Source organism: Streptomyces koelreuteriae (assembly GCF_018604545.1).
In the GTDB taxonomy this organism is placed as follows: domain Bacteria; phylum Actinomycetota; class Actinomycetes; order Streptomycetales; family Streptomycetaceae; genus Streptomyces; species Streptomyces koelreuteriae.
This window is the reverse complement of record NZ_CP075896.1, coordinates 1,671,386-1,696,065: the sequence shown is the minus strand read 5'-3', so window position 1 is coordinate 1,696,065 and position 24,680 is coordinate 1,671,386. Positions and strand designations below refer to the sequence as shown.

The 24,680-nt window shown below is 73.3% G+C and carries 23 protein-coding genes and 1 pseudogene; 12 read left to right on the top strand and 12 right to left on the bottom strand.

Annotated elements, in window-relative coordinates:
* The first annotated feature begins 110 nt into the window (after nucleotides 1-110).
* Complete coding sequence (locus KJK29_RS07470; RefSeq protein WP_215117923.1) at nucleotides 111-1,019, top strand: helix-turn-helix domain-containing protein; 909 nt, start codon at nucleotides 111-113, stop codon at nucleotides 1,017-1,019.
* A gap of 94 nt (nucleotides 1,020-1,113) precedes the next feature.
* Nucleotides 1,114-1,443 carry a hypothetical protein gene (locus KJK29_RS07465; protein WP_215117922.1) on the top strand — a complete coding sequence of 110 codons (330 nt, stop codon included), beginning with the start codon at nucleotides 1,114-1,116 and terminating at the stop codon, nucleotides 1,441-1,443.
* 124 nt (nucleotides 1,444-1,567) lie between these two features.
* Here the strand turns inward: KJK29_RS07465 and KJK29_RS07460 are convergent, their stop codons facing one another.
* Complete coding sequence (locus tag KJK29_RS07460) at nucleotides 1,568-2,965, bottom strand: FAD-dependent oxidoreductase (protein WP_215117921.1); 1,398 nt, start codon at nucleotides 2,963-2,965, stop codon at nucleotides 1,568-1,570.
* Between the two features lie 27 nt (nucleotides 2,966-2,992).
* Nucleotides 2,993-4,009 (bottom strand): DUF4349 domain-containing protein, encoded by a 1,017-nt coding sequence (locus KJK29_RS07455; protein WP_215117920.1) that lies wholly within the window; start codon nucleotides 4,007-4,009, stop codon nucleotides 2,993-2,995.
* A 189-nt stretch (nucleotides 4,010-4,198) separates the two neighbouring features.
* On the opposite strand from KJK29_RS07455, the gene hemG reads away from it, so the two are divergent.
* Nucleotides 4,199-5,662 (top strand): protoporphyrinogen oxidase, encoded by a 1,464-nt coding sequence (gene hemG / locus KJK29_RS07450; protein ID WP_215117919.1) that lies wholly within the window; start codon nucleotides 4,199-4,201, stop codon nucleotides 5,660-5,662.
* A 4-nt stretch (nucleotides 5,663-5,666) separates the two neighbouring features.
* Nucleotides 5,667-6,398 (top strand): hydrogen peroxide-dependent heme synthase, encoded by a 732-nt coding sequence (gene hemQ / locus KJK29_RS07445; RefSeq protein ID WP_215117918.1) that lies wholly within the window; start codon nucleotides 5,667-5,669, stop codon nucleotides 6,396-6,398.
* Here the strand turns inward: hemQ and KJK29_RS07440 are convergent, their stop codons facing one another.
* The 3 genes from KJK29_RS07440 to KJK29_RS07430 form a co-directional block, all read right to left on the bottom strand.
* The gene (locus KJK29_RS07440) at nucleotides 6,399-8,009 is read right to left on the bottom strand and encodes an alpha/beta hydrolase (RefSeq protein WP_215117917.1); all 1,611 of its coding nucleotides are present in this window, start codon (nucleotides 8,007-8,009) and stop codon (nucleotides 6,399-6,401) included. It abuts the gene before it with no gap.
* A gap of 114 nt (nucleotides 8,010-8,123) precedes the next feature.
* The gene (locus KJK29_RS07435; protein WP_215117916.1) at nucleotides 8,124-8,894 is read right to left on the bottom strand and encodes a TIGR04222 domain-containing membrane protein; all 771 of its coding nucleotides are present in this window, start codon (nucleotides 8,892-8,894) and stop codon (nucleotides 8,124-8,126) included.
* 86 nt (nucleotides 8,895-8,980) lie between these two features.
* Complete coding sequence (locus KJK29_RS07430) at nucleotides 8,981-9,703, bottom strand: DUF4142 domain-containing protein (protein ID WP_215117915.1); 723 nt, start codon at nucleotides 9,701-9,703, stop codon at nucleotides 8,981-8,983.
* Between the two features lie 384 nt (nucleotides 9,704-10,087).
* Here KJK29_RS07430 and KJK29_RS07425 point away from each other — a divergent pair, with 384 nt between their 5' ends.
* The 3 genes from KJK29_RS07425 to KJK29_RS07415 all read left to right on the top strand — a co-directional run bounded on the left by KJK29_RS07425 (nucleotide 10,088) and on the right by KJK29_RS07415 (nucleotide 14,689).
* On the top strand, nucleotides 10,088-11,554 hold the full coding sequence (locus KJK29_RS07425; RefSeq protein WP_215117914.1) for an aldehyde dehydrogenase family protein: 1,467 nt from the start codon (nucleotides 10,088-10,090) through the stop codon (nucleotides 11,552-11,554).
* Nucleotides 11,555-11,651: 97 nt separating this feature from the next.
* Nucleotides 11,652-13,223 carry a GMC family oxidoreductase gene (locus KJK29_RS07420; protein ID WP_215117913.1) on the top strand — a complete coding sequence of 524 codons (1,572 nt, stop codon included), beginning with the start codon at nucleotides 11,652-11,654 and terminating at the stop codon, nucleotides 13,221-13,223.
* Nucleotides 13,220-14,689, top strand: coding sequence for an APC family permease (locus KJK29_RS07415; RefSeq protein ID WP_215117912.1), 1,470 nt, complete (start codon nucleotides 13,220-13,222; stop codon nucleotides 14,687-14,689). Before KJK29_RS07420 ends, KJK29_RS07415 begins: the two co-directional genes overlap by 4 nt.
* Before the next feature lie 12 nt (nucleotides 14,690-14,701).
* Here KJK29_RS07415 and KJK29_RS07410 read toward each other — a convergent pair whose 3' ends face one another.
* Nucleotides 14,702-16,102, bottom strand: coding sequence for a DUF692 domain-containing protein (locus KJK29_RS07410; RefSeq protein ID WP_215117911.1), 1,401 nt, complete (start codon nucleotides 16,100-16,102; stop codon nucleotides 14,702-14,704).
* A 162-nt stretch (nucleotides 16,103-16,264) separates the two neighbouring features.
* Between KJK29_RS07410 and KJK29_RS07405 the strand changes: the two genes are divergently transcribed.
* Nucleotides 16,265-16,843 carry a potassium channel family protein gene (locus KJK29_RS07405; RefSeq protein ID WP_215117910.1) on the top strand — a complete coding sequence of 193 codons (579 nt, stop codon included), beginning with the start codon at nucleotides 16,265-16,267 and terminating at the stop codon, nucleotides 16,841-16,843.
* Nucleotides 16,844-16,856: 13 nt separating this feature from the next.
* Here KJK29_RS07405 and KJK29_RS07400 read toward each other — a convergent pair whose 3' ends face one another.
* On the bottom strand, nucleotides 16,857-17,309 hold the full coding sequence (locus KJK29_RS07400) for a DUF7144 family membrane protein (protein WP_215117909.1): 453 nt from the start codon (nucleotides 17,307-17,309) through the stop codon (nucleotides 16,857-16,859).
* Nucleotides 17,310-17,409: 100 nt separating this feature from the next.
* On the bottom strand, nucleotides 17,410-18,342 hold the full coding sequence (locus KJK29_RS07395) for a LysR family transcriptional regulator (RefSeq protein WP_215117908.1): 933 nt from the start codon (nucleotides 18,340-18,342) through the stop codon (nucleotides 17,410-17,412).
* A 114-nt stretch (nucleotides 18,343-18,456) separates the two neighbouring features.
* Here KJK29_RS07395 and KJK29_RS07390 point away from each other — a divergent pair, with 114 nt between their 5' ends.
* The gene (locus KJK29_RS07390) at nucleotides 18,457-19,350 is read left to right on the top strand and encodes an NAD(P)H-binding protein (RefSeq protein ID WP_215117907.1); all 894 of its coding nucleotides are present in this window, start codon (nucleotides 18,457-18,459) and stop codon (nucleotides 19,348-19,350) included.
* A gap of 29 nt (nucleotides 19,351-19,379) precedes the next feature.
* Nucleotides 19,380-19,745: a darcynin family protein gene (locus KJK29_RS07385; RefSeq protein ID WP_215117906.1), complete on the top strand. Its 366-nt coding sequence runs from the start codon at nucleotides 19,380-19,382 to the stop codon at nucleotides 19,743-19,745.
* 9 nt (nucleotides 19,746-19,754) lie between these two features.
* On the opposite strand, the gene KJK29_RS07380 is transcribed toward KJK29_RS07385, so the two are convergent.
* Nucleotides 19,755-20,540 carry a peptidyl-tRNA hydrolase gene (locus KJK29_RS07380; protein WP_215117905.1) on the bottom strand — a complete coding sequence of 262 codons (786 nt, stop codon included), beginning with the start codon at nucleotides 20,538-20,540 and terminating at the stop codon, nucleotides 19,755-19,757.
* Between KJK29_RS07380 and KJK29_RS07375 the strand changes: the two genes are divergently transcribed.
* Both KJK29_RS07375 and KJK29_RS07370 read left to right on the top strand, forming a co-directional pair.
* Nucleotides 20,539-21,405: an ABC transporter ATP-binding protein gene (locus KJK29_RS07375; RefSeq protein WP_215117904.1), complete on the top strand. Its 867-nt coding sequence runs from the start codon at nucleotides 20,539-20,541 to the stop codon at nucleotides 21,403-21,405. The genes KJK29_RS07380 and KJK29_RS07375 overlap by 2 nt on opposite strands.
* Nucleotides 21,402-22,073: an ABC transporter gene (locus tag KJK29_RS07370; RefSeq protein WP_215117903.1), complete on the top strand. Its 672-nt coding sequence runs from the start codon at nucleotides 21,402-21,404 to the stop codon at nucleotides 22,071-22,073. The genes KJK29_RS07375 and KJK29_RS07370 overlap by 4 nt, the downstream gene beginning before the upstream one ends.
* On the opposite strand, the gene KJK29_RS07365 is transcribed toward KJK29_RS07370, so the two are convergent.
* The 3 genes and pseudogenes from KJK29_RS07365 to KJK29_RS07355 all read right to left on the bottom strand — a co-directional run bounded on the left by KJK29_RS07365 (nucleotide 22,065) and on the right by KJK29_RS07355 (nucleotide 24,675).
* The gene (locus tag KJK29_RS07365; protein WP_215117902.1) at nucleotides 22,065-22,244 is read right to left on the bottom strand and encodes a hypothetical protein; all 180 of its coding nucleotides are present in this window, start codon (nucleotides 22,242-22,244) and stop codon (nucleotides 22,065-22,067) included. The two genes, KJK29_RS07370 and KJK29_RS07365, sit on opposite strands and share 9 nt — an antisense overlap.
* 18 nt (nucleotides 22,245-22,262) lie before the next feature.
* Nucleotides 22,263-23,095: pseudogene (locus KJK29_RS07360) on the bottom strand (polysaccharide deacetylase family protein).
* Nucleotides 23,096-23,157: 62 nt separating this feature from the next.
* A complete protein-coding gene (locus KJK29_RS07355) occupies nucleotides 23,158-24,675 on the bottom strand; it encodes an FAD-dependent oxidoreductase (RefSeq protein ID WP_215117901.1) in 1,518 nt (505 codons plus the stop codon).
* Nucleotides 24,676-24,680: the final 5 nt, after the last annotated feature.

Genomic DNA, 24,680 nt, shown 5'->3' with positions numbered 1-24,680 from the left:
GCGTACTCCTTGCGTTCGGATAGCGGGAATCCTGGCGCGAACGCGCGCATGGGTAGGGAATGCGAATTGATTGACGGGCCGAATAGCGCTCGGACCGCATTCCGTGGGGAATGCGAGCGGCGTACGTCGGCGATGCTGTCAGCGGTCGACAAGAGGAGTCAACCGGCAGCTTTTTGCCGCACGTTGTGCATGCAACTCCCGCTCTTGTTACGGTGTGTTCCCCCGGCGATACGCAGAGGGAGTGTTTCCGAGCGGTGTCACGTCATGTCCAGTCTGTTTCCTCGCTGCCCGATCTGCTGCGCGCGTGGCGCGTCGACGCCGGAAACAAAATGAACAGAGGAAGACAGTTACCTCAAAAAGAAGTTGCGGACCGGATGGGTGTCAGCGAGCGCTGGTATCGGAATCTCGAAACCGGGCTGCACGCCCCGCTTTCCGGCGAAATACTCGAGCGCCTTTCCAAGGCCCTGCTGCTCGGCCCCGACGAACGCATGGCCCTTTACGGGAACGCACTCGGCGGTGCGGGCGGGCAGCCGGCCGAGAACGACATCACCGACGCCCTCGCCGAACTCGCCTCGGCGCAGACCGACTTCCCCACCTACCTCACCGACCAGGCGTGGAACCTCCTCGACCACAACGCGGCCATGGCCCGCTGGTTCCCCTGGGTCCTGGAGCCCGGTGCCAACCTGATGCGCTGGGCGCTGACCACGACCGAGGCCCGCGAGCAGATCGTGGACTGGCCCCGGCACGCCGCGCAGTACCTCGCGCTGCTGCGTTTCGCGCTGGTGACGCGCCCCGACGACGCCGACCTCGGCGCGCTGCGCGACGCCGTCCTCGACGACCGGGTGTGCCGCGACCTCTGGGATCGAAGCCCCAAGGTGCTCGCCTACCGGCACGGCCACCGCTACGAACTGCGCCTGCCCCACGTCTGTCCGGAGACCCTCACCGTCACCTCGCAGGTGCTGCTTCCCGCGTACCGGCAGGAGCTTCGCTATGTCCTGCTGCTGCCCGTGGATCGGTGAGCCGGTGAACGCTGCCCCGGGGGCGTGCGTATGTGTCGGCAACCGCCCGCGGCGCGGGGAAGGCGGGTCGCGGGGCCGACGTGAGGAACAGGCGATGAACGACCGAGTGAACCCCGCGATGCACGCACTGCCCGACGGCGAGGCGGAGCTCACGCTGGTGGTGCGGCTGCCCTGGGAGGACGTGGCCCGCCTCGGCCAGGAGGCCGGGCGGCTGGCGTCCCAGATGCGGCGGCCCGTGACGCTGGAGGAGGCGGTGAGCCATCGGTTGCGTTCGTCGCGGGCAGCGGCGCATGCGAAGCCGGCGGGGGAGCAGCCGCCGGCGGTGACGGCTTCGGCGTCGGTGTCGTCGTTGCCGGCGCGGCCGCCGGCGGAGCAGGCGCGGCAGGCGATCGATCGGATCAACGGTACGGCCGGGACCGCGTAGGGGGTTCGCCGTGGGGGTGCGGGTGCGTGGCCGGGTGCGGCGCCCTCGTGGCCGTTCGCGCCCACGCGGCGGAGCCGCACATGGATACAGCCCCGCGCCCCTGAGGAAAAGGACCCTCACCCCGTTACAAAGAACTGCGGACCTTCGTCGCCGCCTTGCGGGCCGCTACCAGGATCGGGTCCCAGACGGGGGAGAAGGGTGGGGCGTAGCCGAGGTCGAGGGTTGTCATCTGTTCCGCCGTCATGCCCGCGGTGAGGGCGACCGCCGCGATGTCGACGCGTTTGCCCGCACCCTCCCTGCCGACGATCTGGACGCCGAGGAGGCGGCCCGTGCGGTGTTCGGCGAGCATCTTGACCGTCATGGGGGAGGAGTTCGGGTAGTAGCCGGCGCGGTTGGTCGACTCGATGGTGACCGTCTCGAAGCGCAGGCCCACACGGTGGGCGTCCTTCTCGCGCAGTCCCGTACGCGCGATCTCCAGATCGCAGACCTTGCTGACGGCGGTGCCGACCACACCGGGGAAGGTGGCGTAGCCGCCGCCCGCGTTGGTGCCGATGACCTGGCCGTGCTTGTTGGCGTGGGTGCCGAGCGGAATGTGCCGTTGCTGGCCGGAGACCAGGTCGAGGACCTCGACGCAGTCGCCGCCCGCCCAGATGTTCTCGTGGCCGCGCACCCGCATCGAGCGGTCCGTGAGAAGACCCTGGTGCGTGCCGAGCGGGAGTCCGGCCGCCCGGGCGAGGGTCGTCTCGGGGCGTACGCCGATGCCGAGCACGACGACGTCCGCCGGGAACTCTCGGTCCTTCGTGGCCACCGCGCGCACCCGGCCGTCGTCGCCCGTCAGGACCTCGGTGACCTCGGTGTCGTTCACCATCGTGATGCCCAGGCCCTCCATGGCCTCGTGCACCAGACGGCCCATGTCGGGGTCGAGGGTCGACATGGGCTCGCTGCCGCGGTTGACGACCGTCACCTCGTAACCGCGGTTGATGAGCGCCTCGGCCATCTCCACGCCGATGTAACCGGCCCCCACGACCACCGCGCGACGGCCACGCGTGCGTGCCAGCGTGTCCAGCAGCGCCTGGCCGTCGTCCAGCGTCTGCACCCCGTGCACCCCGGGCGCGTCCACCCCGGGCAGGCCGGGCCGGATCGGCCGGGCACCGGTCGCGATCACGAGCTTGTCGTACGACGTCCAGGACTCGGCCCCGGAGTCGACGTCACGCGCGCGTACCCGCTGCCCGTCGGGGTCGATCTCGGTGACCTCGGTGCGCAGCCGCAGATCGATGTCCCGCGCGCGGTGCTCCTCGGGGGTGCGGGCGATGAGCCGGTCCCGGTCGGGGACGTCGCCGCCCACCCAGTAGGGGATGCCGCACGCCGAGTACGACGTGAAGTTGCCGCGCTCGAACGCCACGATCTCCAGCTCGTCGGGCTTGTTCAGCCGGCGTGCCTGTGACGCCGCGGACATCCCCGCGGCGTCACCGCCGATCACGACCAGTCGCTCCCGGGTACCCCGCGTACGGTTGATGCTCATGTGAACACGCTACGGGAGCAGGGCACTTCAGTCCTGTCGGTCCTGCTCGCCGGGCGTGCGCGGCTGCCCGGACTCCGGGGCCGGGCGGGCCGTCGGCAGCGGGCCGAGCGCGCTCATCGCGGGCGACGCGGGCCGCGTGCGGCGCGGCAGGCGGGGGCGTACGACACGCAGCCACAGCAGCGTGATCAGGGCCGCGACCGCCGCGAACGGCAGGATCGCGCCGAGGGCCACCGCGAGCCAGCGCAGCATCGTCACGAAGGCGTTCCAGCCGCCCGCGAGCGCGTCCAGGAAGCCCGGGTCGTCGTCCTTCGCCTCCTTCTTCTTCACCGGGGTCTCGGACAGCGAGAGGGTGATGGTGGCCAGGCTCGTGCGGTCCTTCAGGGACTCCTGCCGGGCGAGCAGCGCCTCCAGGTCGGCCTGGCGGGTGCTCAGCTCACCCTCCAGGGTCACCACGTCGCCGATCTTGGTGGCCCGGTCCATCAGCTCGCGGATCCGGGCCACGCTGGCGCGCTGCGACTTGATCCGGCTCTCCACGTCCACGACCTGTTCGGTGACGTCCTCGGCCTTGGCGCTGCGGTCGAGGAGTTTGCCGGTGCCCTCCAGCTCGGCCAGGACCTCGTCGTACTTCTCGACGGGCACGCGCAGCACGACCCGGGTCCGCTCGTGGCCGTCCCCGTCGCGGGTGGTGGTCTCGTTGCCGACGTAGCCGCCCGCGTTCTCGGTGCCGGTGCGGGCCTGGTCCAGGGCCTTCGGGACGTCCTTGACCTGCACGGTCAGCGAGGCCGTGCGGATGATGTGGTTCTCGGTGAGCTTCGGCGGCGCGGTCGCCCGGGCTCCGCTTCCGGCGCCCTCGGGGGCGGCCTCCTGCGCGCCGGACGCGTCGCCCGCCTTGTCGTCGGCCTGAGGGGCGGCGAGCCCGCGGTCGGAGCTCTTGCCGCCGGAGTCGTCGCCCGCGCCGCTGCATCCGGTGAGTGCGAGGGCCGCGGCCAGCAGCAGCGCGACCAGGGTCGGGGCGGGGTGGCGTGCGGGTCGTCGTGTGCGCATGTGGGCTTCCCCCGGGGTTCGATTCCGCTGACGCTTCTTCGACGCCCGGACGGCGCCGGACGTTTGGCCCGGGACGGTTCCGATGCGGTCACGGTCGGGACTCGTCCGGGACACCGGAACACCGGAACACCGGAACACCGGACAGCGGGCCACGGCGGCGCTGTCGGAGGGGTCTGAGAGGCTGGAGACATGCGCGAAGTTCAAGCCCCTGCGGGCGCGGGACAGGTCATCGTCATCGGGGCGGGTATCGCGGGCCTGGCCGCCGCGCACCGGCTGCTGGAGCGCGGGGCGCGGGTGACCGTGCTGGAGGCCTCCGACCGGGTCGGCGGCAAGCTGCTGCCCGGCGAGATCGCGGGCGCGCGCGTGGACCTCGGCGCCGAGTCGATGCTGGCCCGCCGACCCGAGGCGGTGGCGCTCGCGCGCGAGGTGGGCCTCACCGACCGCCTCCGGCCCCCGGCCACGGCCACGGCCTCGATCTGGACCCGGGGTGCGTTGCGCCCGATGCCCAAGGGGCATGTGATGGGTGTCCCCGGCACCGCCGCCGCCCTGTCCGGCCTGCTGTCCGACGAGGGCCTCGCCCGCATCGAGCGCGACGCCGAGCTGCCCCGCACCGAGGTCGGCGACGACGTGGCCGTCGGGGAGTACGTGGCGGAGCGCCTGGGCCGCGAGGTCGTCGACCGCCTGGTGGAACCCCTGCTGGGCGGCGTGTACGCGGGCGACGCCTACCGCATCTCGATGCGCTCGGCCGTCCCCCAGCTCTTCCAGGCCGCCCGCGGCCACACCTCCCTCACGGAGGGAGTCCGCGAGATCCAGGCGAAGGCGGCCGCGGCCCAGCAGACCGGCCCGGTGTTCATGGGCCTCCAGGGCGGGGTGGGCACCCTGCCCCTCGCGGTCGCCGAGTCCGTCCGGGCCCGCGGGGGCGAGATCCTGACGGGGACACCGGTGACCGAGCTGCGCCGTACCCCGGTGGACGGCGGGTGGCGGGTCGTCTCCGGGGTGCACGTGTGGCACGCGGACGCGGTCGTCGTCGCCGTCCCCGCCCCGGCGGCCGCCGGCCTCCTGCGCTCCGACAGCCCCGGGGCCGCCGCCGAGCTCGGCGCCGTCGAGTACGCCTCCCTGGCCCTGGTCACCCTCGCCTATCGCCGCGCCGAGACGGCCCTGCCCGAGGGCAGCGGCTTCCTGGTGCCGCCCGTCGACGGACGCACCATCAAGGCCTCCACCTTCGCCTCCCGCAAATGGGGCTGGATCGCGGAGGAGAACCCCGACCTGCTCGTCCTGCGCACGTCCGTCGGGCGGTACGGCGAGACGGAGATCCTCCAGCGTGACGACAGCGGGCTCGTGGACGTCTCCCGGCACGATCTGAAGGCGGCGACCGGCCTGGACGCCACGCCCGTCGCCACCCGGGTCACCCGCTGGGACGACGGCCTGCCGCAGTACCCGGTCGGCCACCACGCGCGCGTGGCCCGCATCCGCGAGCACATCGCCCGACTGCCCGGGCTCGCCGTGTGCGGCGCCCCCTACGACGGCGTCGGCATCCCGGCGTGCATCGCGAGCGCCTACGCCGCCGTCGACCAGATCCAGGGTGACCTGCGGGGTGTGGAGGAGCTCACCGCCCACCCGGTGCAGAGCCTGCACGGCGGAGCAGGAGAATGAGGACATGAGCAACGACGCCTCCACCCCCGAGACCGGCAGGATCCCGAACAAGGGCAAGCTGGCCAAGGACCTCAACGAGGTCATCCGCTACACGCTCTGGTCCGTCTTCAAGCTGAAGGACGTCCTCCCCGAGGACCGCGCCGGGTACGCCGACGAGGTCCAGGAGCTGTTCGACCAGCTCGCCGCGAAGGACGTGACGATCCGCGGCACGTACGACGTCTCGGGCCTGCGCGCCGACGCCGACGTCATGATCTGGTGGCACGCGGAGACCAGCGACGCGCTGCAGGAGGCGTACAACCTCTTCCGCCGCACGAAGCTGGGCCGGGCGCTCACGCCGGTGTGGTCGAACATGGCGCTGCACCGCCCCGCCGAGTTCAACCGCTCGCACATCCCGGCGTTCCTCGCCGACGAGACGCCCCGCAACTATGTGAGCGTCTACCCCTTCGTGCGCTCCTACGACTGGTACCTGCTGCCCGACGAGGACCGCCGCCGCATGCTCGCCGACCACGGCAAGATGGCCCGCGGCTACCCGGACGTGCGCGCCAACACCGTCGCCTCGTTCTCCCTCGGCGACTACGAGTGGCTCCTCGCCTTCGAGGCCGACGAGCTGTACCGCATCGTCGACCTCATGCGTCACCTGCGCGCCTCCGAGGCCCGGATGCACGTCCGTGAGGAGGTCCCGTTCTTCACGGGCCGCCGCAAGGACGTCGCCGAACTGGTCGCCGGTCTGGCCTGATCAGCGGATCCGTCGCTCGGCCCCGGGCTGCTCCGGGGCCGTCGACCGCGGCTCGGGCTCGGCGTGCGGTGCGCACCCCGCGCTCCGTCCCGGCAGCCGGCCCTCCAGCAGATACGCCTCCATGTGGCCGTTGACGCAGGCGTTCGGCCCGCCCGCCAGGCCGTGCGCGCCCGCGTTCCGCTCCGTCACCAGGACCGAGCCCGGGAGACGGCGGCGGAGTTCCAGGGCACCGTCGTACGGCGTGGCGGCGTCCCGCTCGGCGGCCAGGATCAGCGTCGGCGGGAGCACGCCCGGCGCGGCGCCGACATCGAGCGGCCGCTGTCGCGGCGCCCGCCAGTAGGCGCACGGCAGGTTCGTCCACACGTTGTCCCAGGTCTCGAACGGCGCGACCCGCGCGAGCCGGGTGTTGTCCCGGTCCCACACCCGCCAGTCCGTCGGCCAGGGGGCGTCGTTGCACTCGACGGCCAGATACACCGCGCGGGTGTTCTCCGCCTCGACGGCCGCCTCGGGATACCGGCTCGCCTGCTCGACCAGCGGCTTGGGATCGCCCTTGAGGTACGCCGACAGCGCGTGCGCGAGGAGCGGCCACTGGTCGTCGTAGTACCCGGCCTGAAGGTACGCCTCCTGCAACTGCCCCGGCCCCACCTTCCCGCCGGCCGGGTCGGCGGCCAGCCGTGCGTGCGCACGCGCGTAGCGGCGCTGTACCTCCCGCGCGGTCCCGCCCAGCCCGTACACGCCGTGGTGCCGGGCGACCCACCTCCGGAAGTCCCGCCAGCGGCGCTCGAACGCCGCCGACTGGGCGAGGTTGTTGCGGTACCAGATCTCCGCCGGGTCGGGATCGACCACCGAGTCGAACACCATCCGCCGGACATGCGCGGGGAACAGCGTCGCGTACACGGCCCCGAGGTAGGTGCCGTACGAGGAGCCCAGGAACGTCAGCCGCGTCTCGCCGAGCGCGGCGCGCAGTACGTCCAGGTCGCGGGCGTTGTTCAGCGAGTGGTAGTGCCGCAGCGCGCTGCCGGCCCGCTCGGCGCAGCCGCGCGCGTACGCCTTCGCCTGCGCGACCCGTTCCCTCTTGAACGCCGCCGAGGGGTACGTCTGCGCCTGGGTGGGCGCCTTGAAGAACCGCACGGGGTCCTGGCAGGACAGCGGCGCGGACCGGCCGACACCGCGCGGGGCGTAGCCGACGAGGTCGTAGGCGGCCGCGATGCGCTTCCACTCGGGGAGCAGTCCGACGATCGGGAAGTACAGGCCGGTGGCACCGGGCCCGCCGGGGTTGTAGACCAGGGCGCCCTGCCGGGGGACCTTGCGCTTGCTGTTGTTCGGGTCCTTCTGCGTGGCCCGGGTGCGGCTGACGGCGAGTCGGATCTGCGGGCCGTTCGGCCGGGCGTAGTCCAGCGGGACGGTCACCGTGCCGCACCGCATGCCGCCCGGCAGGTCCTGCGCGTCGTCGCACGGGCCGAACCGGATGCCGGCCGCCTTCGCGCGCGCGGCGGCCACCGCGGTGCCCTGCGACTCGGGCGCCGCGGACCGGCCCTCGACGTCCGGGGCCGCGGTCAGGGCGCTCAACAGCAAGGACCCCGCTGCCGAGTAGAGGAGGGCGGCTCTCATCGCGTTTCCCTTCGGTGCACAGTGGCGACAAAAGGGATGTTTGGTGCGGCGATTGAGGAAGGCAAGCACCGTCCGCCGGTGTCGGAGCCAATGCTCCCGTGCGCCCCCGGTCCGTCAGTCGTGTGCCTCGCGGTGCGCGAAGGCGGCCCGCAGATCCGGTTCGCCGACCGCGCGGACCCCGCGTACGGCCACCGAGGTGAGGTACGTACGGTCGTCGGCGGTGCCGTCCGCGTTCCGGGCCAGCGCGCCGAGCAGCCGCTGACCCGCCGGGGAGGCCCAGCGCGAGTACGGGTGGATCTCGACCCGCGCGACGGCGAGGCAGCTCAGGGTCAGGGTGAGCGGCAGCGCGAACCACAGGGCGACCAGATGGCGCGGCAGGTCCGGCGGGACCGGCGTCAGCAGGGCGGCGACGCCGAGACCGAGCACGGCGACCGTCGCCACGCGGACCTGCCGGACTCCGGTCGCGACCGTCGTACGGGCGCTGTCGGGCACCGCGAGGCCCGCGCGCACCAGTCCGTCGGCGATCCCGCGCACCGCGTCCGCCGCGGCGGCGGTGGCCCGCACCGGGGCGATCCGGGACTGGCCCTCGGGTCCGATGGCCCCTATCACCGAGCGCTCCATCGCGTCCCGGCCGCGCGGATCGACGACCGTCGCCCAGCCGGTGTGCGCCAGCAGCAGACGCCGCTGACGCGCCATCGCGACGAGGGTGACATCGGCGACCCGCCGGGGTCCGCCGGAGAGGAACGCGGCCTCGTACAGGGTGAGTTCATGGACCTGGCCGGTGTCCGCGCCGCCGGTCGCGGCGCGCACGGCGGCCAGGCACAGCCGCGTGCACGCCGTGCCCGCCACGACCCAGGCCGCCAGCAGGAAAAGAACCCAGAGCATATGTTGTTTGTATGTGACACGGTCCCGAAAGCACCATGCCTCATTCACGATCCGGACGGAGTGTTGTCGGTATGTGACGTTCCGTTTCACCGTTCCGGGGGTGGGCGGAAGGCGGGCGGCGGGAGCGTCCGGGACGGGACCGAGGTCGGGGCCGGGGTCGACGGCGTGCCGCCGGTGGCCATGTCACGGGCCACGGCGTCGAAGTCGACGTCGCCCGTCGCCTCCAGGGTCTTGATGTGGCCGAGGACGGTCGTGGTGGCGTCGTCGGCGAGGTCGCGCACCAGGGAGTTGCGGGTGCTCGCGCGGACCTGGGCGACGACCGGGAACACCTGGCCCTGGGCCAGCCGCAGGGCGGTGGCGAACCGCCGGTCGTACTCCTCGCCCCGCGCCTCGTCCAGCGTGGCCAGCCACTGCTTCTGCTGGTCGTCCGCCGCGTCCGGCAGGGTGAAGCTCAGCTGGGCGGCGGCGCCGCGGACCCGCTCGTCCAGGAACCGGTGCCCCTCGACAAGACTCCGGCCGGCCGCCCGCACGGCCGGGGTGGTCCCCTTCGTCCCCGCCTGCCGCCCCGCGGCCGGCTCCCACAGCCCGGCCCGCCGGATCTTGACGAGGAACTCCTGGTCGAGGGCGGACAGCGGGCCGTAGCTCGTCCGCAGCGTCTGCGCGCTCAGCGCGCCCGGCGCCGTCTCCGGCCGGCCGTCGTACGGCCAGAGCGAGAAGACCAGCGCGGCGAGCGTCGCCGCGAGGCACATGACGATGAGTCCGGTGCCGCTGACGATGCCTCGGCCCTTGACGGGGGGTCGGGGTCGCATGGTGGTGCCTCCTGGTACGGCACCGCACGCTAGTGCGCTTCGGGTGCGGAAACGACATGGTACGGCGCGCTCTACGCCAACTGCCGTACACGGGCGAATGGTTGCATCGGGGACAGGACGGGGCGATCGGGGGAGCCGCGTCGGGGGTCCTATCCGCGTAAACAGGCGCATACCGGCCCCTGGGTCTCGGCGGGCCCGGCCCGGGTGTTAGTCCCGGCACACTCGGGCGCGCAGGCGCGGGGCCGGGCGACTAGCCCACCCGGGTCCTCTGGGCGGCCCGGACGCCGTCGCGGCGGTGTGCCCTGTGGCCGCCGACCTCCCGATGGGCCATGTTGCTGACCGTCGAGCCGATCGGCACCGGCCGGATCCGAAGGAGGCCCCGCGGTGGGTGAGCTGTACATCGACGGCGAGTGGACACAGGCCACGGCCGGTGGGCGGCGGGAGGTGGTCAACCCCTACGACGCCTCGGTCGTCACCAGCGTCGACGAGGCCGACGCCTCCGACGTGGACCGCGCCGTACGCGCCGCCCGGCGTGCCTTCGCCGAGGAGGACTGGGCGAACGCCCCCTCCCGCCAGCGCGCCGACCTGCTGCTGCGCGTCCACGACCTGCTGCTGCGCGACCAGGAGGAGATCGCCCGCACCGAGACCCTCGACACCGGCAAGACGCTGGCCGAGGCCCGCATCGACGTGGAGGACGTGGCCAACGCCTTCCGCTACTTCGCCGAACTCGCGGGCAAGGACGGCGGCCGGATCGTGGACGTCGGCCCCGACGTGCTGAGCCGCGTCGTCTACCAGCCGATCGGCGTGTGCGCGCTCATCGCCCCCTGGAACTACCCGCTGCTCCAGGCCTCCTGGAAGGTGGCCCCGGCGCTCGCCGCCGGCAACACCTTCGTCCTCAAGCCCAGCGAGGTCACACCGCTCACCACGATCCACATGGTGCGGCTCATCGAGGAGGCCGGCGCCCCGCCCGGCGTCGCCAACCTGGTGCTGGGCTCCGGGGCGACCGTCGGCGCGGCCCTCACCAGCCACCCCGACGTCGACCTGGTGTCCTTCACCGGCGGCCTCAACACCGGACGGTCCATCATGGCCAGCGCCGCCGAGGGGCCGCGGAACATCGCCCTGGAACTGGGCGGCAAGAACCCCAACATCGTCTTCGCGGACGCCGACTTCGACGCCGCCGTGGACTACGCGCTCGACGCCGCGTTCCTGCACTCCGGGCAGGTCTGCTCGGCCGGTTCGCGCCTGCTCGTCGAGGACTCCCTGCACGACCGGTTCGTCGAGGCCTACGCCGAGCGCGCACGGGCGATCCGGCTCGGCAGCGGCCTGGAGGAGGGCACCGAGAGCGGCCCGCTCAGCTCCGCCGAGCACCGCGACAAGGTCGAGGGCTACATCGCCATCGGCCGGGAGGAGGGCGCCCGGCTCGTCACCGGCGGCACCCGCCCCGACGACCCCGCCCTGAGCCGCGGCTTCTTCCTGCTGCCGACGATCTTCGCCGACTGCGACCGGTCCATGCGCATCGTCCAGGAGGAGGTCTTCGGCCCGGTCGTCACCGTCGAGCGCTTCCGCACCGAGGACGAGGCCGTGGAACTCGCCAACGACACCCGCTACGGCCTGGCCGGCGGCGTATGGACCTCCGACGCGAGCCGCGCCCAGCGCGTCGCGCAGCGGCTGCGGCACGGCACGGTCTGGATCAACGACTTCCACCCCTATGTGCCGCAGGCCGAATGGGGCGGCTTCGGCCGCTCGGGCGTCGGCCGCGAGCTGGGCCCCACCGGGCTGCGCGAGTACCAGGAGGCCAAGCACATCTACCAGAACCTCGCCCCCGCACCCTCCGGCTGGTTCAAGGGCTGACCTTCCGGCAGCACGGCGCCCGCCCGCGGCGCGACGACCACCGAAGACCGGCCGCCCGCCCGCCCGCGGCGCGACGGCCACCGAAGAAAGGCACCGCATGGCCCCCACCACCGCGCACGGCGCCGAGTCCGCCTACGACTACGTCATCGTCGGCGGCGGCACCGCCGGCTGCGTGCTCGCCGCCCGGCTGAGCGAGGACCCCGACTGCCGCGTCTGCGTCATCGAGGGCGGCCCCAGCGATGTCGGCGACGAGCGCATCCTGCGCCTGCGCAACTGGATCAACCTGCTCGACTCGGAGTACGACTACGGGTACACCACGGTCGAACAGCCGCGCGGCAACTCCCACATCCTGCACTCCCGGGCCCGCGTGCTCGGCGGCTGTTCCTCCCACAACACGCTGATCAGCTTCCTGCCGCTGCCGCAGGACCTCGACGACTGGGTGGCCCGGGGCTGCCGCGGCTGGGACCCGGCGACGATCCTCCCCTACCGGGACCGGCTGCGGACGAACATCGTCCCGGTGGCCGAGGCCGACCGCAATCCCATCGCCAAGGACTTCGTCACCGCGGCCACCCGCGCCCTCGGCGTCCCCGTGGTCGACGACTTCAACGCCGAACCCTTCGCCGACGGCACCGGCTTCTTCTCGCTGGCCTACGAGCCGGAGGGCAATCTGCGCTCCTCCGCCTCCGTGGCCTACCTGCACCCGATCATGGACCGGCCCAACCTCACGCTCCTGCTGGAGACCTGGGCGCACCGGCTGCTCACCGACGACGCGGGACGGCTGACCCGGGTCGCCGTGCGCGGCGCAGACGGGGAGCCCGCCACCGTACGCGCCGAACGCGAACTCCTGCTGTGCGCCGGTGCCGTCGACACCCCCCGCCTGCTGATGCTCTCCGGCATCGGCCCCGCCGACGACCTGCGCAAGCTGGGTATCGAGGTACGGGCCGATCTGCCCGGCGTCGGCGAGAACCTGCTCGACCACCCCGAGTCCGTGATCGTCTGGGAGACCGACGGCCCGCTGCCGCCCAACTCCGCGATGGACTCCGACGCCGGACTGTTCCTGCGCCGCGACAAGAGCGGGCCGCGCCCCGACCTGATGTTCCACTTCTACCAGGTGCCGTTCACCGTCAACACCGAACGCCTGGGCTACCCCGTGCCGCAGCACGGCGTCTGCATGACGCCGAACGTGCCGCGCGCCCGGTCCACCGGCCGCATGTGGCTGCGCAGCGCCGACCCCGCCGAGCACCCCGCCCTGGACTTCCGGTACTTCACCGACTCGGAGGGGCACGACGAGCGCACCATCGTGGACGGTCTGAAGATCGCCCGCGAGGTCGCCGCCACCGCCCCGCTGAGCGACTGGCTGGTCCGCGAGGTCGCGCCCGGCCCGGACGTCGTCTCCGACGCCGACCTGTCGGAGTATGGCCGCCGCGTGGCGCACACCGTCTACCACCCCGCCGGCACCTGCCGCATGGGCGCCCCGGACGATCCGCTGGCCGTCTGCGATCCGGAGCTGAGACTGCGCGGCTTCGAGGGCGTACGGATCGTCGACGCGTCGATCTTCCCGACGATGCCCACGATCAACCCCATGGTGACCGTCCTGCTCACCGCCGAACGCGCCGCCGACCTGATCAGCGGCCGCACCCCGGCCGCGGAACGGAGGGCCGGACAGTGACCACCGCACCGCCTCCCGCACCGGCCGCGGGCACCCCGGGAGGGGAGCCCGGCTCGGAGTTCCGCAAGGACATGGGCCCCTGGGCCAACTTCGCCCTCGGCTTCACCTACCTCTCCCCGGTGGTGAGCACCTACACCCTCTTCGGCATCGCGATCGTCGACGGCGGACCGCCGATGATCTGGGCGTTCGTGCTGGCCGGCTGCGGCCAGTTCCTCGTCGCGCTGATCTTCGGCGAGATCGTCGCCCAGTACCCGATCGCGGGCGGCGTCTACCCCTGGGCCCGGCGGCTGTGGGGCAAGCGCTGGGCGTGGATGACCGGCTGGGTGTACATGTGGGCGCTGCTGGTGACCATCACCTCCGTCGCGTACGGCGCAGGCCCCTACATCGCCATCCTCTTCGGCTTCGACGCCACCGTGCACACCACCGTGCTGTGCACCGCCGTGCTCATCGTCGTCGCCATCCTCATCAACTACTGCGGCACCAAGTGGCTCTCGGCGGCGGCCATCATCGGTTTCGCCGGTGAGCTCATCGGCGCCCTCGTCGTCGGCATCTACCTGCTGGCCACCCACCGTCACCACAACATCGGCATCATCTTCGACACCTACGGCACCGAGGGCGACGGCTCCTATCTGCCGGCGTTCCTGGCGGCCGCCATCATCGGCCTCTACCAGTACTACGGCTTCGAGGCGTGCGGCGACACCGCCGAGGAGGTCGCCCACCCGGGCCGGGTCATCCCCCGGGCGATGCGGCGCACCATCTACATCGGCGGCGCGGCGGCCACGTTCACCTGTATGTCGCTGCTGCTGTCGGTCACCGACTTCAACGCGATCATCTCGGGCGAGCAGGCCGACCCGGTGGTGACCGTGCTGTACGACGCGATGGGCGAGACCGGGGCGCGGCTGGTGATGGCCGTGGTGCTGATCTCCTTCCTGTCCTGCACGATCAGCCTCCAGGCGGCGGCCGGGCGGCTCATCTACTCCTACGCCCGGGACGAGATGATCGTCGGGCACAAGCTGCTGCGGCGGTTCGTCCACTCCCGTGCGGTGCCGAGCTGGGCGCTGTTCGTGTCCGCGGCGGTGCCCCTGCTCATCGCCTTCGCCTCACTGCTGTCCGAGGACGCCCTCACCAACATCGTCTCGTTCGCGATCCTCGGCATCTACGGTTCGTTCCAGATGGTGGTCCTGGCCGCGCTGCGCGCCCGCCTCAAGGGCTGGCGTCCGGCGGGGGAGTTCACCCTGGGCCGCTGGGGCCTGACCGTGAACATCGCGGCGCTGGTCTACGGCATCCTCGCCATCATCAACATCTGCTGGGCCCGCTCCCCGGAGAAGTCGTGGTGGGAGAACTGGATCGTCCTGATCTGCGGCGGTGTGGTGGTGGGGTCGGGCCTGATCTACATGTTCACGACGCACCACTACGGCCGGGGCGACGCCCTGGCGGGCGACGCGGTACCGGAGAAGCAGCTCTAGGGGCCGGGGCCCTCAACGCCGCAGCAGGACCCTGCGTGTGGCGCGAGCGAGTCGGTGGCCGGGGCGGCGGGAGCGCGGACTCGGTCCCGACCGCTCCAGCCACCACTCCCGTAGTTCCCGCCGCGCCTGCGCGTCCCCGGGGCGACCTGAGGACAGCAGGTGCTCGGCGAAGGTGAGGGCGTCGCGTCGGTAGCCGTCGGTCATCGGGTGGGTCTGGGCGTAGCCGAGGAAGGCGGTGCGGTAGTCCTCCCCGAGGATCACCGGCAGCTCGGGCGCGACCTTCCCCACGACATCCGCCCGCTTCGCGGCGAGCGCCCGCGCCTGTACAGCGACCCGCACCCGGTCGAACCCCTCGGGCACGGGCGTCCCCGCGACCAGCGCCGACAACAACGCGGCCTGCGCGAGCCCCACCCGCTCCCGGGCCCCGGGGTGGGGCAGGTCGAAGGCGCCCCGTGTCGCCCCGACCGCCCCGGTCTCTGTGGTCCGTCCGGCATCGGTGAGCAGCCCACCGTCGTGACCTGCCCCTTCCTTCGCGCGCCGCGCGGCCGCGCTGCCCTCCTCCAGGAGCTGCGTCTTCACGCGTTCGACCGCGCCCGTCTCCAGTGCCCGTCGGATCGAGCCCAGCTCGCGCTCCAGTTCCGCCGGTTCCGGGAAGTTCTCGTCGCGTTCCAGGAGGACGCCCGGAGGGGAGACGCGGGAGGCGAGGTCGGTGAGGATGTCGAGGACCGGGCGGGGGACGGGGTGGGCGTGGCTGTCGTGCCAGACGCCGTCGCGTTCGAAGCCGCCCGCGACATGGACGTAGGCGATGGCCTCCAGGGGCAGCTCGGAGAGGGCCTTGGCCGGGTCCTCGCCGCGGTTGACGTGGTTGGTGTGCAGGTTGGCCACGTCGATGAGGAGCCGGACACCGGTGCGGTCGGCCAGCTCGTACAGGAACTGGCCCTCCGTCATCTCCTCGCCCGGCCAGGAGATCAGCGCGGCGATGTTCTCGACGGCCAGCGGCACCGGCAGCGACTCCTGCGCGATACGGACGTTCTCGCAGAGGACGTCGAGGGCGTCCCGGGTCCGGGGCACGGGCAGCAGATGGCCCGCCTCCAGGCGCGGGGACGCCGTCAGCGCGCCGCCCGCCCGTACGAACGCGATGTGCTCGGTGACCAGCGGCGAGCCGAGCGCCTCCACCCGCTCGGCCAGCGCGGCCAGCCGCCCTTCGTCGGGCCGGTCCGCGCCCCCGAGGCCGAGCGAGACGCCGTGCGGCACCACGGTGACGCCGCGCTCGCGCAGCCGCTCCAGCGCCTTTGGCAGATGCCCGGGGCAGACGTTCTCGGCCACGGCCTCGACCCAGTCGATCCCCGGCATGCGCTCCACGGCGTCCGCGATCTCCGGCCGCCACCCGATGCCCGTCCCCAGTCGCTCCATTCGTCCCCCTCCTCCGCACGGCCCGTACCTCGAACGTGAGGGGGGTATGGCCCAGCCGCCCGGCCCCGAACCCTGCCCCGGATGCCTTCAGAGGAACATTTGAGGTTCACCGACGGAGGCACCGGGCTAGCGCCACCCCCCGATGCGTCGTAGACCGGACCTATGCGCGACGGCAGCGAGCAGCCGCACCACCCCGCGCGAAAGCGGAGACGGGACCCGGGGCATCCGGCCGTGGCCCGCTGGCTGTGGGCCGGTGCGGGAGTCCTGGTCCTGGCCGGGGGCACCGCCTACTTCCTGCTGCCCCTGGAGGGGCTCAGCGCGGAACGCCCCTGGCTGGGCTGGCCGCTGTTCGTCCTGTGCCTCGGACTGGTGGCCGCGCTGCTGCTGCGCCAGGTGCGCGACATCGTGCTGGAGAAGCCGCACACCCGGTCGGGCCTCGTCATCTCCCTGCTGATGTGCCTGGCCGTACTGGTCTTCTCGTCCGGCTACTACGCACTCGCCCAGCAGCCGGGCCAGTTCACCGGCCTGCGCACCCGGGTCGACGCGCTGTACTTCACCGTCGTCACGCTCGCGACCGTCGGCTACGGCGACATCACCCCGAGCGGGCAGGAGGCCCGCATGGTGGCCGTCGTCCAGATCCTGTACACGTTCGTCTTCCTCACGGCGGCGGCCACCGCGCTGACGCGCCATCTGCACACGGTCGTCGCCCAGCGCGACCGGCGTCCGCCGCCGACGTCCTGACCCCGGGCGGCGGCTACGCCGGTGGGGAGGCGCGGTAGTTGAAGACCGACCACAGCACGAACAGGCCGGTCACGATCATGATGATCGACCAGAACGGCTGGTACGGCAGCCAGATGAAGTTCGCGATCAGCGCCAGCCCGACCACGCCCGCGCCGACGACCCGCGCCCAGGTGGCGCCGGTGAACAGGCCGAACCCGGCCAGCACCACGAGCACCCCGACGACGAGGTGGATCCAGCCCCACGCGGTCAGGTCGAACGCGAAGACGTACTCGCCGAAGCTCGTGTACACCTCGTCGTTCGCGATCGCCGCGATGCCCTGGAACACCGCGAAGAGGCCGTAGACGACCATCAGGGTGCCACCGAGCGTGAGACCCCCGGCAGCCCAGGCGTCGCCACTGCTGCCGGAGTCGCCGGGCGTCCGGTCGGGGGCGGGCGGAGCGGGGGGAGGGGGCGCGGCACTGGTCATGGCTGCCTCCTGGGTCGGGTGTCTGGTAACCCCACTGGAGCACCCGCCCGCGACCGGCGCGCCCGCGGCTGCGCCGAACGGGTGGACGCCCGCGCCTTTGTCAGGGACTTGGGCGCAGGGTCCGGCGGACCGCGTCCCGGAGCCAGCGGTGCGCTCCGTCGGCGGCGTGGCGGGGATGCCAGGCGATGCCGATGACCAGGGGCGGCAGCGGCAGGGGGATGTCGAGCAGGTCGAGACCGAGGGTGCCGGCGGCCTCGGTCACGGGTGACGGCGGGTCGCCGGGCAGGGCGGCGGGGACGAGGCAGACGACGTCGCCGCGGGCGGCGAGGTGCAGTGCGGCCAGGTGGCTGGGGAGGACGGCGCTGACCCGTCGGCGGAGGTTCCGCTCGGCCAGGGCGCTGTCGAGGGGCCCGGTGAACCGGCCGCGGCGGCTGACCACGACATGCTCGGCGGCGGCGAGCCGGTCCGGGGTCAGGGTTTCCCGGGTGAGGGGGTGACCGGGCCGGACCGCCGCCACCATCCGCAGCGTGACCAGCTCCTCGACCCGGGTCTCCGGGTCGACGTGGTCGATCGATCCGACCTCCAGGTCGATCCGGCCGTCGCGGAGGGCCGGCCCGGCCTCCAGCTCCTCGGCGCGCAGCCGCAACGAGACACCCGGCGCCTCCTCCCGGGCCAGGCGCAGCAGCCCGGGGCCCAGCGCCGCGGCGAGCAGGTCGGAGGCCTGGAGGGTGAAGGTGCCGCGCAGGGTGGCGGGGTCGGCCTCGGCGCCGGGGCCGAGCAGTGCCCCGAGGCGGTGCACCACCGCGGCGGCCTCCTCACGCAGCGCCTGGGCACGGGGGGTGGGGACCATGGTCTGCCCCGCCCGCACCAGCAGGGGGTCATGGAGGAGACGGCGGAGCCGGGCGAGGGCGCGGCTCATGGCCGCGGGGGAGGTGTGCAGGCGCGCGGCGGCGCGGGTGACGCTCTGCTCGTCGAGCAGGGCGTGCAGGGCCACGGCGAGATTCGCGTCGATGACCGGGTCCGGGCTGTTCACCAGAGTAATTCCATTCCGGGCAATGATCCCTTGCTGAAGTTCCCATTGTGGCAACGGTGTTGGGCTCCGGAGGATGAGGACCACCGATCCGGCACCCGATCCGTGAGGTTCTCCATGATCGTCATCACCGCTCCCACCGGGAACATCGGCCGCTGTCTGCTGCCGCTGCTCCTGGACTCCGCCCCCGCCCGGGGCGAGGAACTGCGCGTGGTCGTACGCGACCCCGCCCGGCTCCCCGGCACCGTGCGCGACCGCGTCGAGGTGGTCACCGGCTCGCACGGCGACGCCGAGGTCGTCGACCGGGCCTTCGAAGGCGCGGACGCCGTCTTCTGGCTCGTGCCCCCGGACTCCTCCCGGACCCCGTACGACGCCTACTCCGGCTTCACCCTCCCCGCCACGAAGGCGCTCGCCGCCCACCGCGTCGGCCATGTCGTCGGCGTCTCCGCGCTCGGCCGCGGCACCCCGCTCGCCGACCGCGCCGGACTGGTCACCGCCTCCCTCGCCATGGACGACCTCATCGCGGGCACCGGCGTCGCCCACCGGGCCCTCGCCTGCCCGTCGTTCTTCGAGAACCTCCTGGAGGAGGCCGACGCGATCCGCGAGAGGGGCGTCTTCACCGACACCGTCGCCGCCGGCCGCAAGGCCCCGCTCGTCGCGGTCGCCGACATCGCCGCCGTCGCGGCCCGCCTGCTGCTGGACCGCTCCTGGACCGGCACGGACAGCGTCCCGGTCCTCGGCCCCGAGGATCTCTCGCCGGACGATCTCGCCCGCGTCATGAGCGAGCGGTTGGGCCGCCCCGTCCGCTACGCACGCCAGACGCTCGACGACCTGCGCGCCACCCTCGCCGGCCACGGCCTCGACGAGGCGTTCGTCCAGGGCGTCGCCGACATGAAGCGGGCCAAGGACGAGGGCCTCGACGCCGGTGCCGTCCGCACCCCGGACACCGCGACCCCCACCACGTTCGCGCGGTGGTGCGCCGAGACCCTCGATCCCGCGGTCCGGAGCTGACCCCACCCACCCACACCGAAGGAGCCACCATGTCCACCGAGGAAACCACCGCGCCCGTGACGGCTTTCATGCTCGTCAAGACCACACCCGAATGGCTCGCCATGACACCCGGGGAGCGCGTGAACGCCCTCGCCACCGAGGTCGTCCCCGTGGTCAAGGCCAGGACCACGGGCGTCCGGTCACGCTTCTACGACACGGAGTTCTACTCCGCGCGCGTCACCGACGTCTGGGTCTGGGAGGCCGACGACCACCACGCCTACCAGCTCCTCGTCGACGCCCTGCGGGAAACCCCCTTCTGGGACCGCTGGTTCGAGGTCGTCGACCTCCTCGTCGGCACCGAGAACGGCTACGCGCGCACCTACGGCGTCGACGCCGTCACCACCATCACGACCTGACGCCCCGCCCTAGGGCCGTCCCGCACGCGCGAGGGCGCGGATACGGTCGACCCCCTCCACCGCGAAGGTCGGCCCGGGGGCGATCTCCGTGAACCCCGCGTCCCGGACCACCGGCAGCCCGCTGTCCGTCAGCTCCGGCCAGCGGGCCGGGGCGGCCGTCCGCACGGCGAGCGGGAAGCCGGCGTCGCGCCAGGCTGCCTGCTCCTCGCCGGTCAGTTCCCACCAGGCCAGTTGGGCGGCATGACCGGCCTGCGCCATCGCCTTGCCGGCCGTCATGCCGAGGTGCGGGTTCACCCACAGCACGGGAGCGGCCGGATCCGCGGCCACCGGCGCTTCCGGGTCGTCCAGATCGGTGCCGGAGACCTGAAGCCGGGCCAGGTCCTTGGGCCAGCCGTCCAGCGGGACGGGCGGGAAGACCCGCACCTCGGCCGACTCCCCGGTGACCGTGATCCCCGGCAGCGCCTCGGCCCGCCGCCACTCGGCGCCCCGGGCCCGCCGCACCACCTTGCGGATCCGCGCGTCCTGCCAGTCCCGCATGGCCCGCGCCCACTCACCGTCCCCGGCCGACCGCTCGTCGCCCAGAATCGTCAGCACCGCCCGCGCGGCCGTCTCCAGCGCGTCCGTACGCACCGGCGGATCCCCCCGCTCGATCCGCACGACCAACGGCAGCACGAACTGCGGCGCCGTGTCGCGCACCGAGGTCTCGGACCGGAAGGGACTGTCGCTCACGGGCGTCGGGTCTTCGCTCACAAAGCCCAGTGTGCCAGCCGCAAGATCGTGCAGGATGGGCCCCATGCGACCCGACCTGTGCCTGGAGAACGCGGGCCGCCGCTACGGCCTGCGCGGCCCCTGGGTGCTGCGTGGCGTCGACCTGACGGTGGCCCCGGGCCGGCTCGTCCGCGTCGAAGGGGCCAACGGCACCGGCAAGTCCACGCTCCTGCGCCTGCTCGCGGGCATCGACGCCCCCAGCGAGGGCCGGATCACCGGCCGGCCGCGCACGGCGTACGTCCCCGAACGGTTCCCGCCGGCCCTGCCCTTCACGGCCGTCGGCTACCTCACCCACCTCGGCACCGTGCACGGTCTGTCCCGTGCGGCGGCCGCCCGAGCCGCCGGCGAGTGGCTGGAGCGCCTCGGGGCCGCCGCGTACGCCGATACGCCGATGGCCCGGCTGTCCAAGGGCAGCAGCCAGAAGGTCGCGGTCGCGCAGGCCCTGCTGGCGGACCCCGAGCTGCTGGTGCTGGACGAGGCGTGGACCGGCCTGGACAGCGATGCCCGCGCGGAGTTGGAACGGGCGGTCGCCGAACGCACGGCGGCCGGCGGCTCCGTGGTGTTCGTCGACCACGACCCGCGCCGCCTCGCGGGCCTGCCGGACGCGACGTACACCGTGCGCGAGGGGACGCTCGTCCCGTGGGACGTGGCGCAGCCGCTCCCGTCCGGACCGTGTGTCACGGTCGAGGTGCAGGGTCCGCCGGACGGGCGCCTCCCCGACGACGTGCGGCGGACCGCAGCCTCCGCCGAGGAGACAGAGCCGGGCGGCTACCGACTGACCGTCCCCGCCCCGCACTCCGACCTTCTGCTCCGCGCCCTGCTCACGGCCCGCCCGCCCTGGCACGTGGTGCGCGTGGCTCCGCAGCCGGACGCCCCCGGGAGCAGCCGATGACCGCCCTCCTGCGCTACCACGCCGCCCTGCTGCTGCGCTCGCAGCGCTGGCTGCCGCCGTTCCTGCTGTACGCCGCCTTCCTCGCCATCAGCATCCAGGGCGGCCAGCCGGTGCTCGACTCGCTCGGCTACGCCGCCGCCGCGCTGCTGCCCGTCGCGGCCTGGCTGGCGCGGATCTGCGTCACGGGCGAGCCGGAGGCCGCGCGCGGCTGTGCGGCGGCTGCCGTCGGGCCCGCCCGGGCCCATGTGGCCTGCTTGCTGGTGGCGCTGGCCGGCGCGGCGGCGCTCGGTACCGTCACGACCCTTCTCGTGACCCTGCTCAGCGACCCGGTCACCTCGGACCACCGAGCCCGGGTGCCGCTCGCCCCCGCCTGCGGTGCCGGGCTGCTCGCCACCCTGGCCTGCGCCCTGCTCGGCACGGCCGTCGGGGCGCTCACGAGCCGGCCGTTGCTGCGGTCGCGGGGCCGTGCCGTCCTGGCCCTGCTGCTCGCGGCCCTGCTGTCCCTGGTGGCCACCGGCTCCCCGGCACAGGCGGCGGTGCAGGGCCTGGTGACCGGCTCCCGGTCGGGCACCGTCTCCCTCCCGCTGCTGCCCCTGGCGGCGGCAGCCCTGGTCACGGCCGGGGCACTGGCCCTGGCCGGTGCGCTCGCCTCCCGCCGATCACCCTGAGCAGGCCGTGCGCTGGGCCTCCTGCCATTCGCAGACCGGGCAGAGGGTGATGCCCTTGTACGACTCCGGGTACTCCGTGGGCTTGCGGCACAGCACGCACTCGGCGTAGGGCGGGCCCTCCGCCCGGGGTGGCCTGGTCGGGGCGATCAGGCAGTAGTCGTTGTCGTTCATATGTCCAGCGTAGGACGGTCAGGGGCGGTTGCCCACGGCCTCGATCAGCTCGGACACCTTGACGAACCGGAAGCCCCTGCGGCGCAGCTCCGGGACGATCGTCCGCACCGCGCGTTCGGTCGCCGGGGCGGCGCTGCGGGTGCAGTGCAGGACGACGACCGAGCCGGGCCGCACCTCGTCGAGCACCTGCCGGGCGACGACGTCCGGGTCCGTCTCGAAGGCGTCACCGCCGACCACGTCCCACTGCACGGCGGTGACTCCGGTCGGGGCCAGGGCCTTCAGGGCCCGGCGGTCGTAACAGCCGCCGGGGAAGCGGAAGTACGGCAGGGGGTCCCGTACGCCGGCCTTCCGGAGCGCGGCGTAGGCCCGCTCCACGTCCGACCGCCTCCGCTCCTCGGGCACGGTCGGCAGGCCGTAGCAGTCCGGGGTGTAGGCGTAGTGGCTGTAGGAGTGGTTGGCGACCTCGAAGAGCGGGTCCCGGCCGATGGAGCGGGCCTGGGCGGGGTACTCCTCGGCCCAGCGGCCGGTCATGAACACGGTGGCCCGCACCTTCAGCGCGCGCAGCGTCGAGATCAGCCGCGGGTGGTCGAACCGCTCACCGGCCGCCGCCCGGGCCCCCTGACCGGCGGTCATGTCGGCGTCGAAGGTGAGCGCGACGGTCCTGCCGCGGGTGCGGGGGCCGTGCTCGAAAACGGGGGTGAGGCCCGCCGGACCGGGGCCAGGGTCGGGGGTCTCGGCGGTGGAGCGGGCACCGGTGACGTCGCCGCCCGCGGGGGGTGGGTGGTGCCGCAGGCGGCGAGAGCCGTGCACAGGGCGCATGCGGCGGTGACACGACGGAAGAGTGTGATCACTGTATGAAGATATGGGTGGAATCGCCCTCTTATGCGTCGTGGCTTCGGGTGTCACCCGGCCGTCAGATGTCCCGCCGCTCCAGCGGCTTGGTCGCCGGGCCCTGGATCACCTTGCCGTCCGTGTCGAAGCGGGAGCCGTGGCAGGGGCACTCCCAGGCGCGCTCGGCGCCGTTGAAGGCGACCAGGCAACCCAGGTGGGTGCAGCGGGCGGAGACGGCGTGCAGGGAGCCGTCGTCGTCGCGGTAGACCGCGAGGCGGTGGCCGTCGGCGCGGACCACGGCGCCCTCGCCGGGCGGCAGGGCCTCCACGGGCGGCACCGGCCGCAACCGGTCGCCCACGAAGTGGCCGGCGACCTTGGCCTGCGTCCTGAGGAACGACGGCGCCTCCCGCACGGCCGGACGCAGCCGGCGCGGGTCGTACAGCCCGCTCCACGCGCACTCCTCGCCCGTGATCTGCGCCGCGAGGAGGCGGCCCGCCATCATGCCGCCGCTCATGCCCCAGCCGCCGAAGCCGGTGGCCACGTACGTGTGCCGCGCGCCCGGGTGCAGCGGGCCCACCAGCGGCACGGTGTCGGTGGGGTCGGTGTCCTGCGTGGCCCAGCGGTGGGTGACGTCCAGGTCGGGGAAGTGCTCCCTGGCCCAGGCGGTGAGGTGTGCGAAGCGGGCCCGTGGGTCGCCGGTGCCCGGGGTGAAGTGCTCGCCGGTGACGACGAGCAGCCGCCGGTCGCCCTCGTGCGGAGCCGTGCGCACCGAGCGGATGCCCTCGTCGGGCGTGATGAACATGCCGTCGGGGTCCTGGTCCGCGGGGATCGTCCCGGCCACGACCAGCTCGCGGCGCGGCGACAGCCGGGCGAACAGCAGGGCCCGGTCGAAGATCGGGTAGTGCGTCGCCACGACGACGTCCCGGGCCCTGACCGTCGCCCCGGTCGTGGTGGACAGCCGGCACGGCTCGCCCTCGTCCAGGCCGAGGACGGCGGTGTCCTCGTAGATCCGCCCGCCGTGTTCGACCAGGTCGGCGGCGAGCGCCAGCAGGTATTTGCGGGGGTGGAACTGCGCCTGCCCGGTGACCCGGACCGCGCCCGCCACCGGGAAGGGCAGCCCGGTCTCCGTCACGAACGAGGCGGGCAGCCCGGCCTCGGCGGCCGCCCGCGCCTCGGCGCGCAGTTCGTCCACCCGGCCCGTGTCGCACGCGTAGGTGTAGGCGCTCCGGGTCTCCCACGCGCAGTCGATGCCCAGCTCCTCGACGATCCCGGCCGCGCGCTCGATCGCCTCGGACTGGGAGCGGGCGTACAGCCGGGCGCCCTCGGGGCCGCGGGTGCGCCGGAGCTTGTCGTAGACGAGCGTGTGCAGGGCGGTGACCTTGGCGGTGGTGTGTCCGGTGACCCCGGCCGCGACCCGCCCGGCCTCCAGCACCGCCACGCTCCGTCCGGCCCGCGTCAGCTCCCACGCCGTGCACAGTCCGGCGATCCCGGCGCCGATCACCGCCACGTCGACGTCCAGCTCGTCGGCAAGGGCGGGGTGGCGGCCGTCCGGTGCCGTCTGAATCCAGTACGAGCTGCTGACCTGCTCGTTCTCGCTCATGGGGC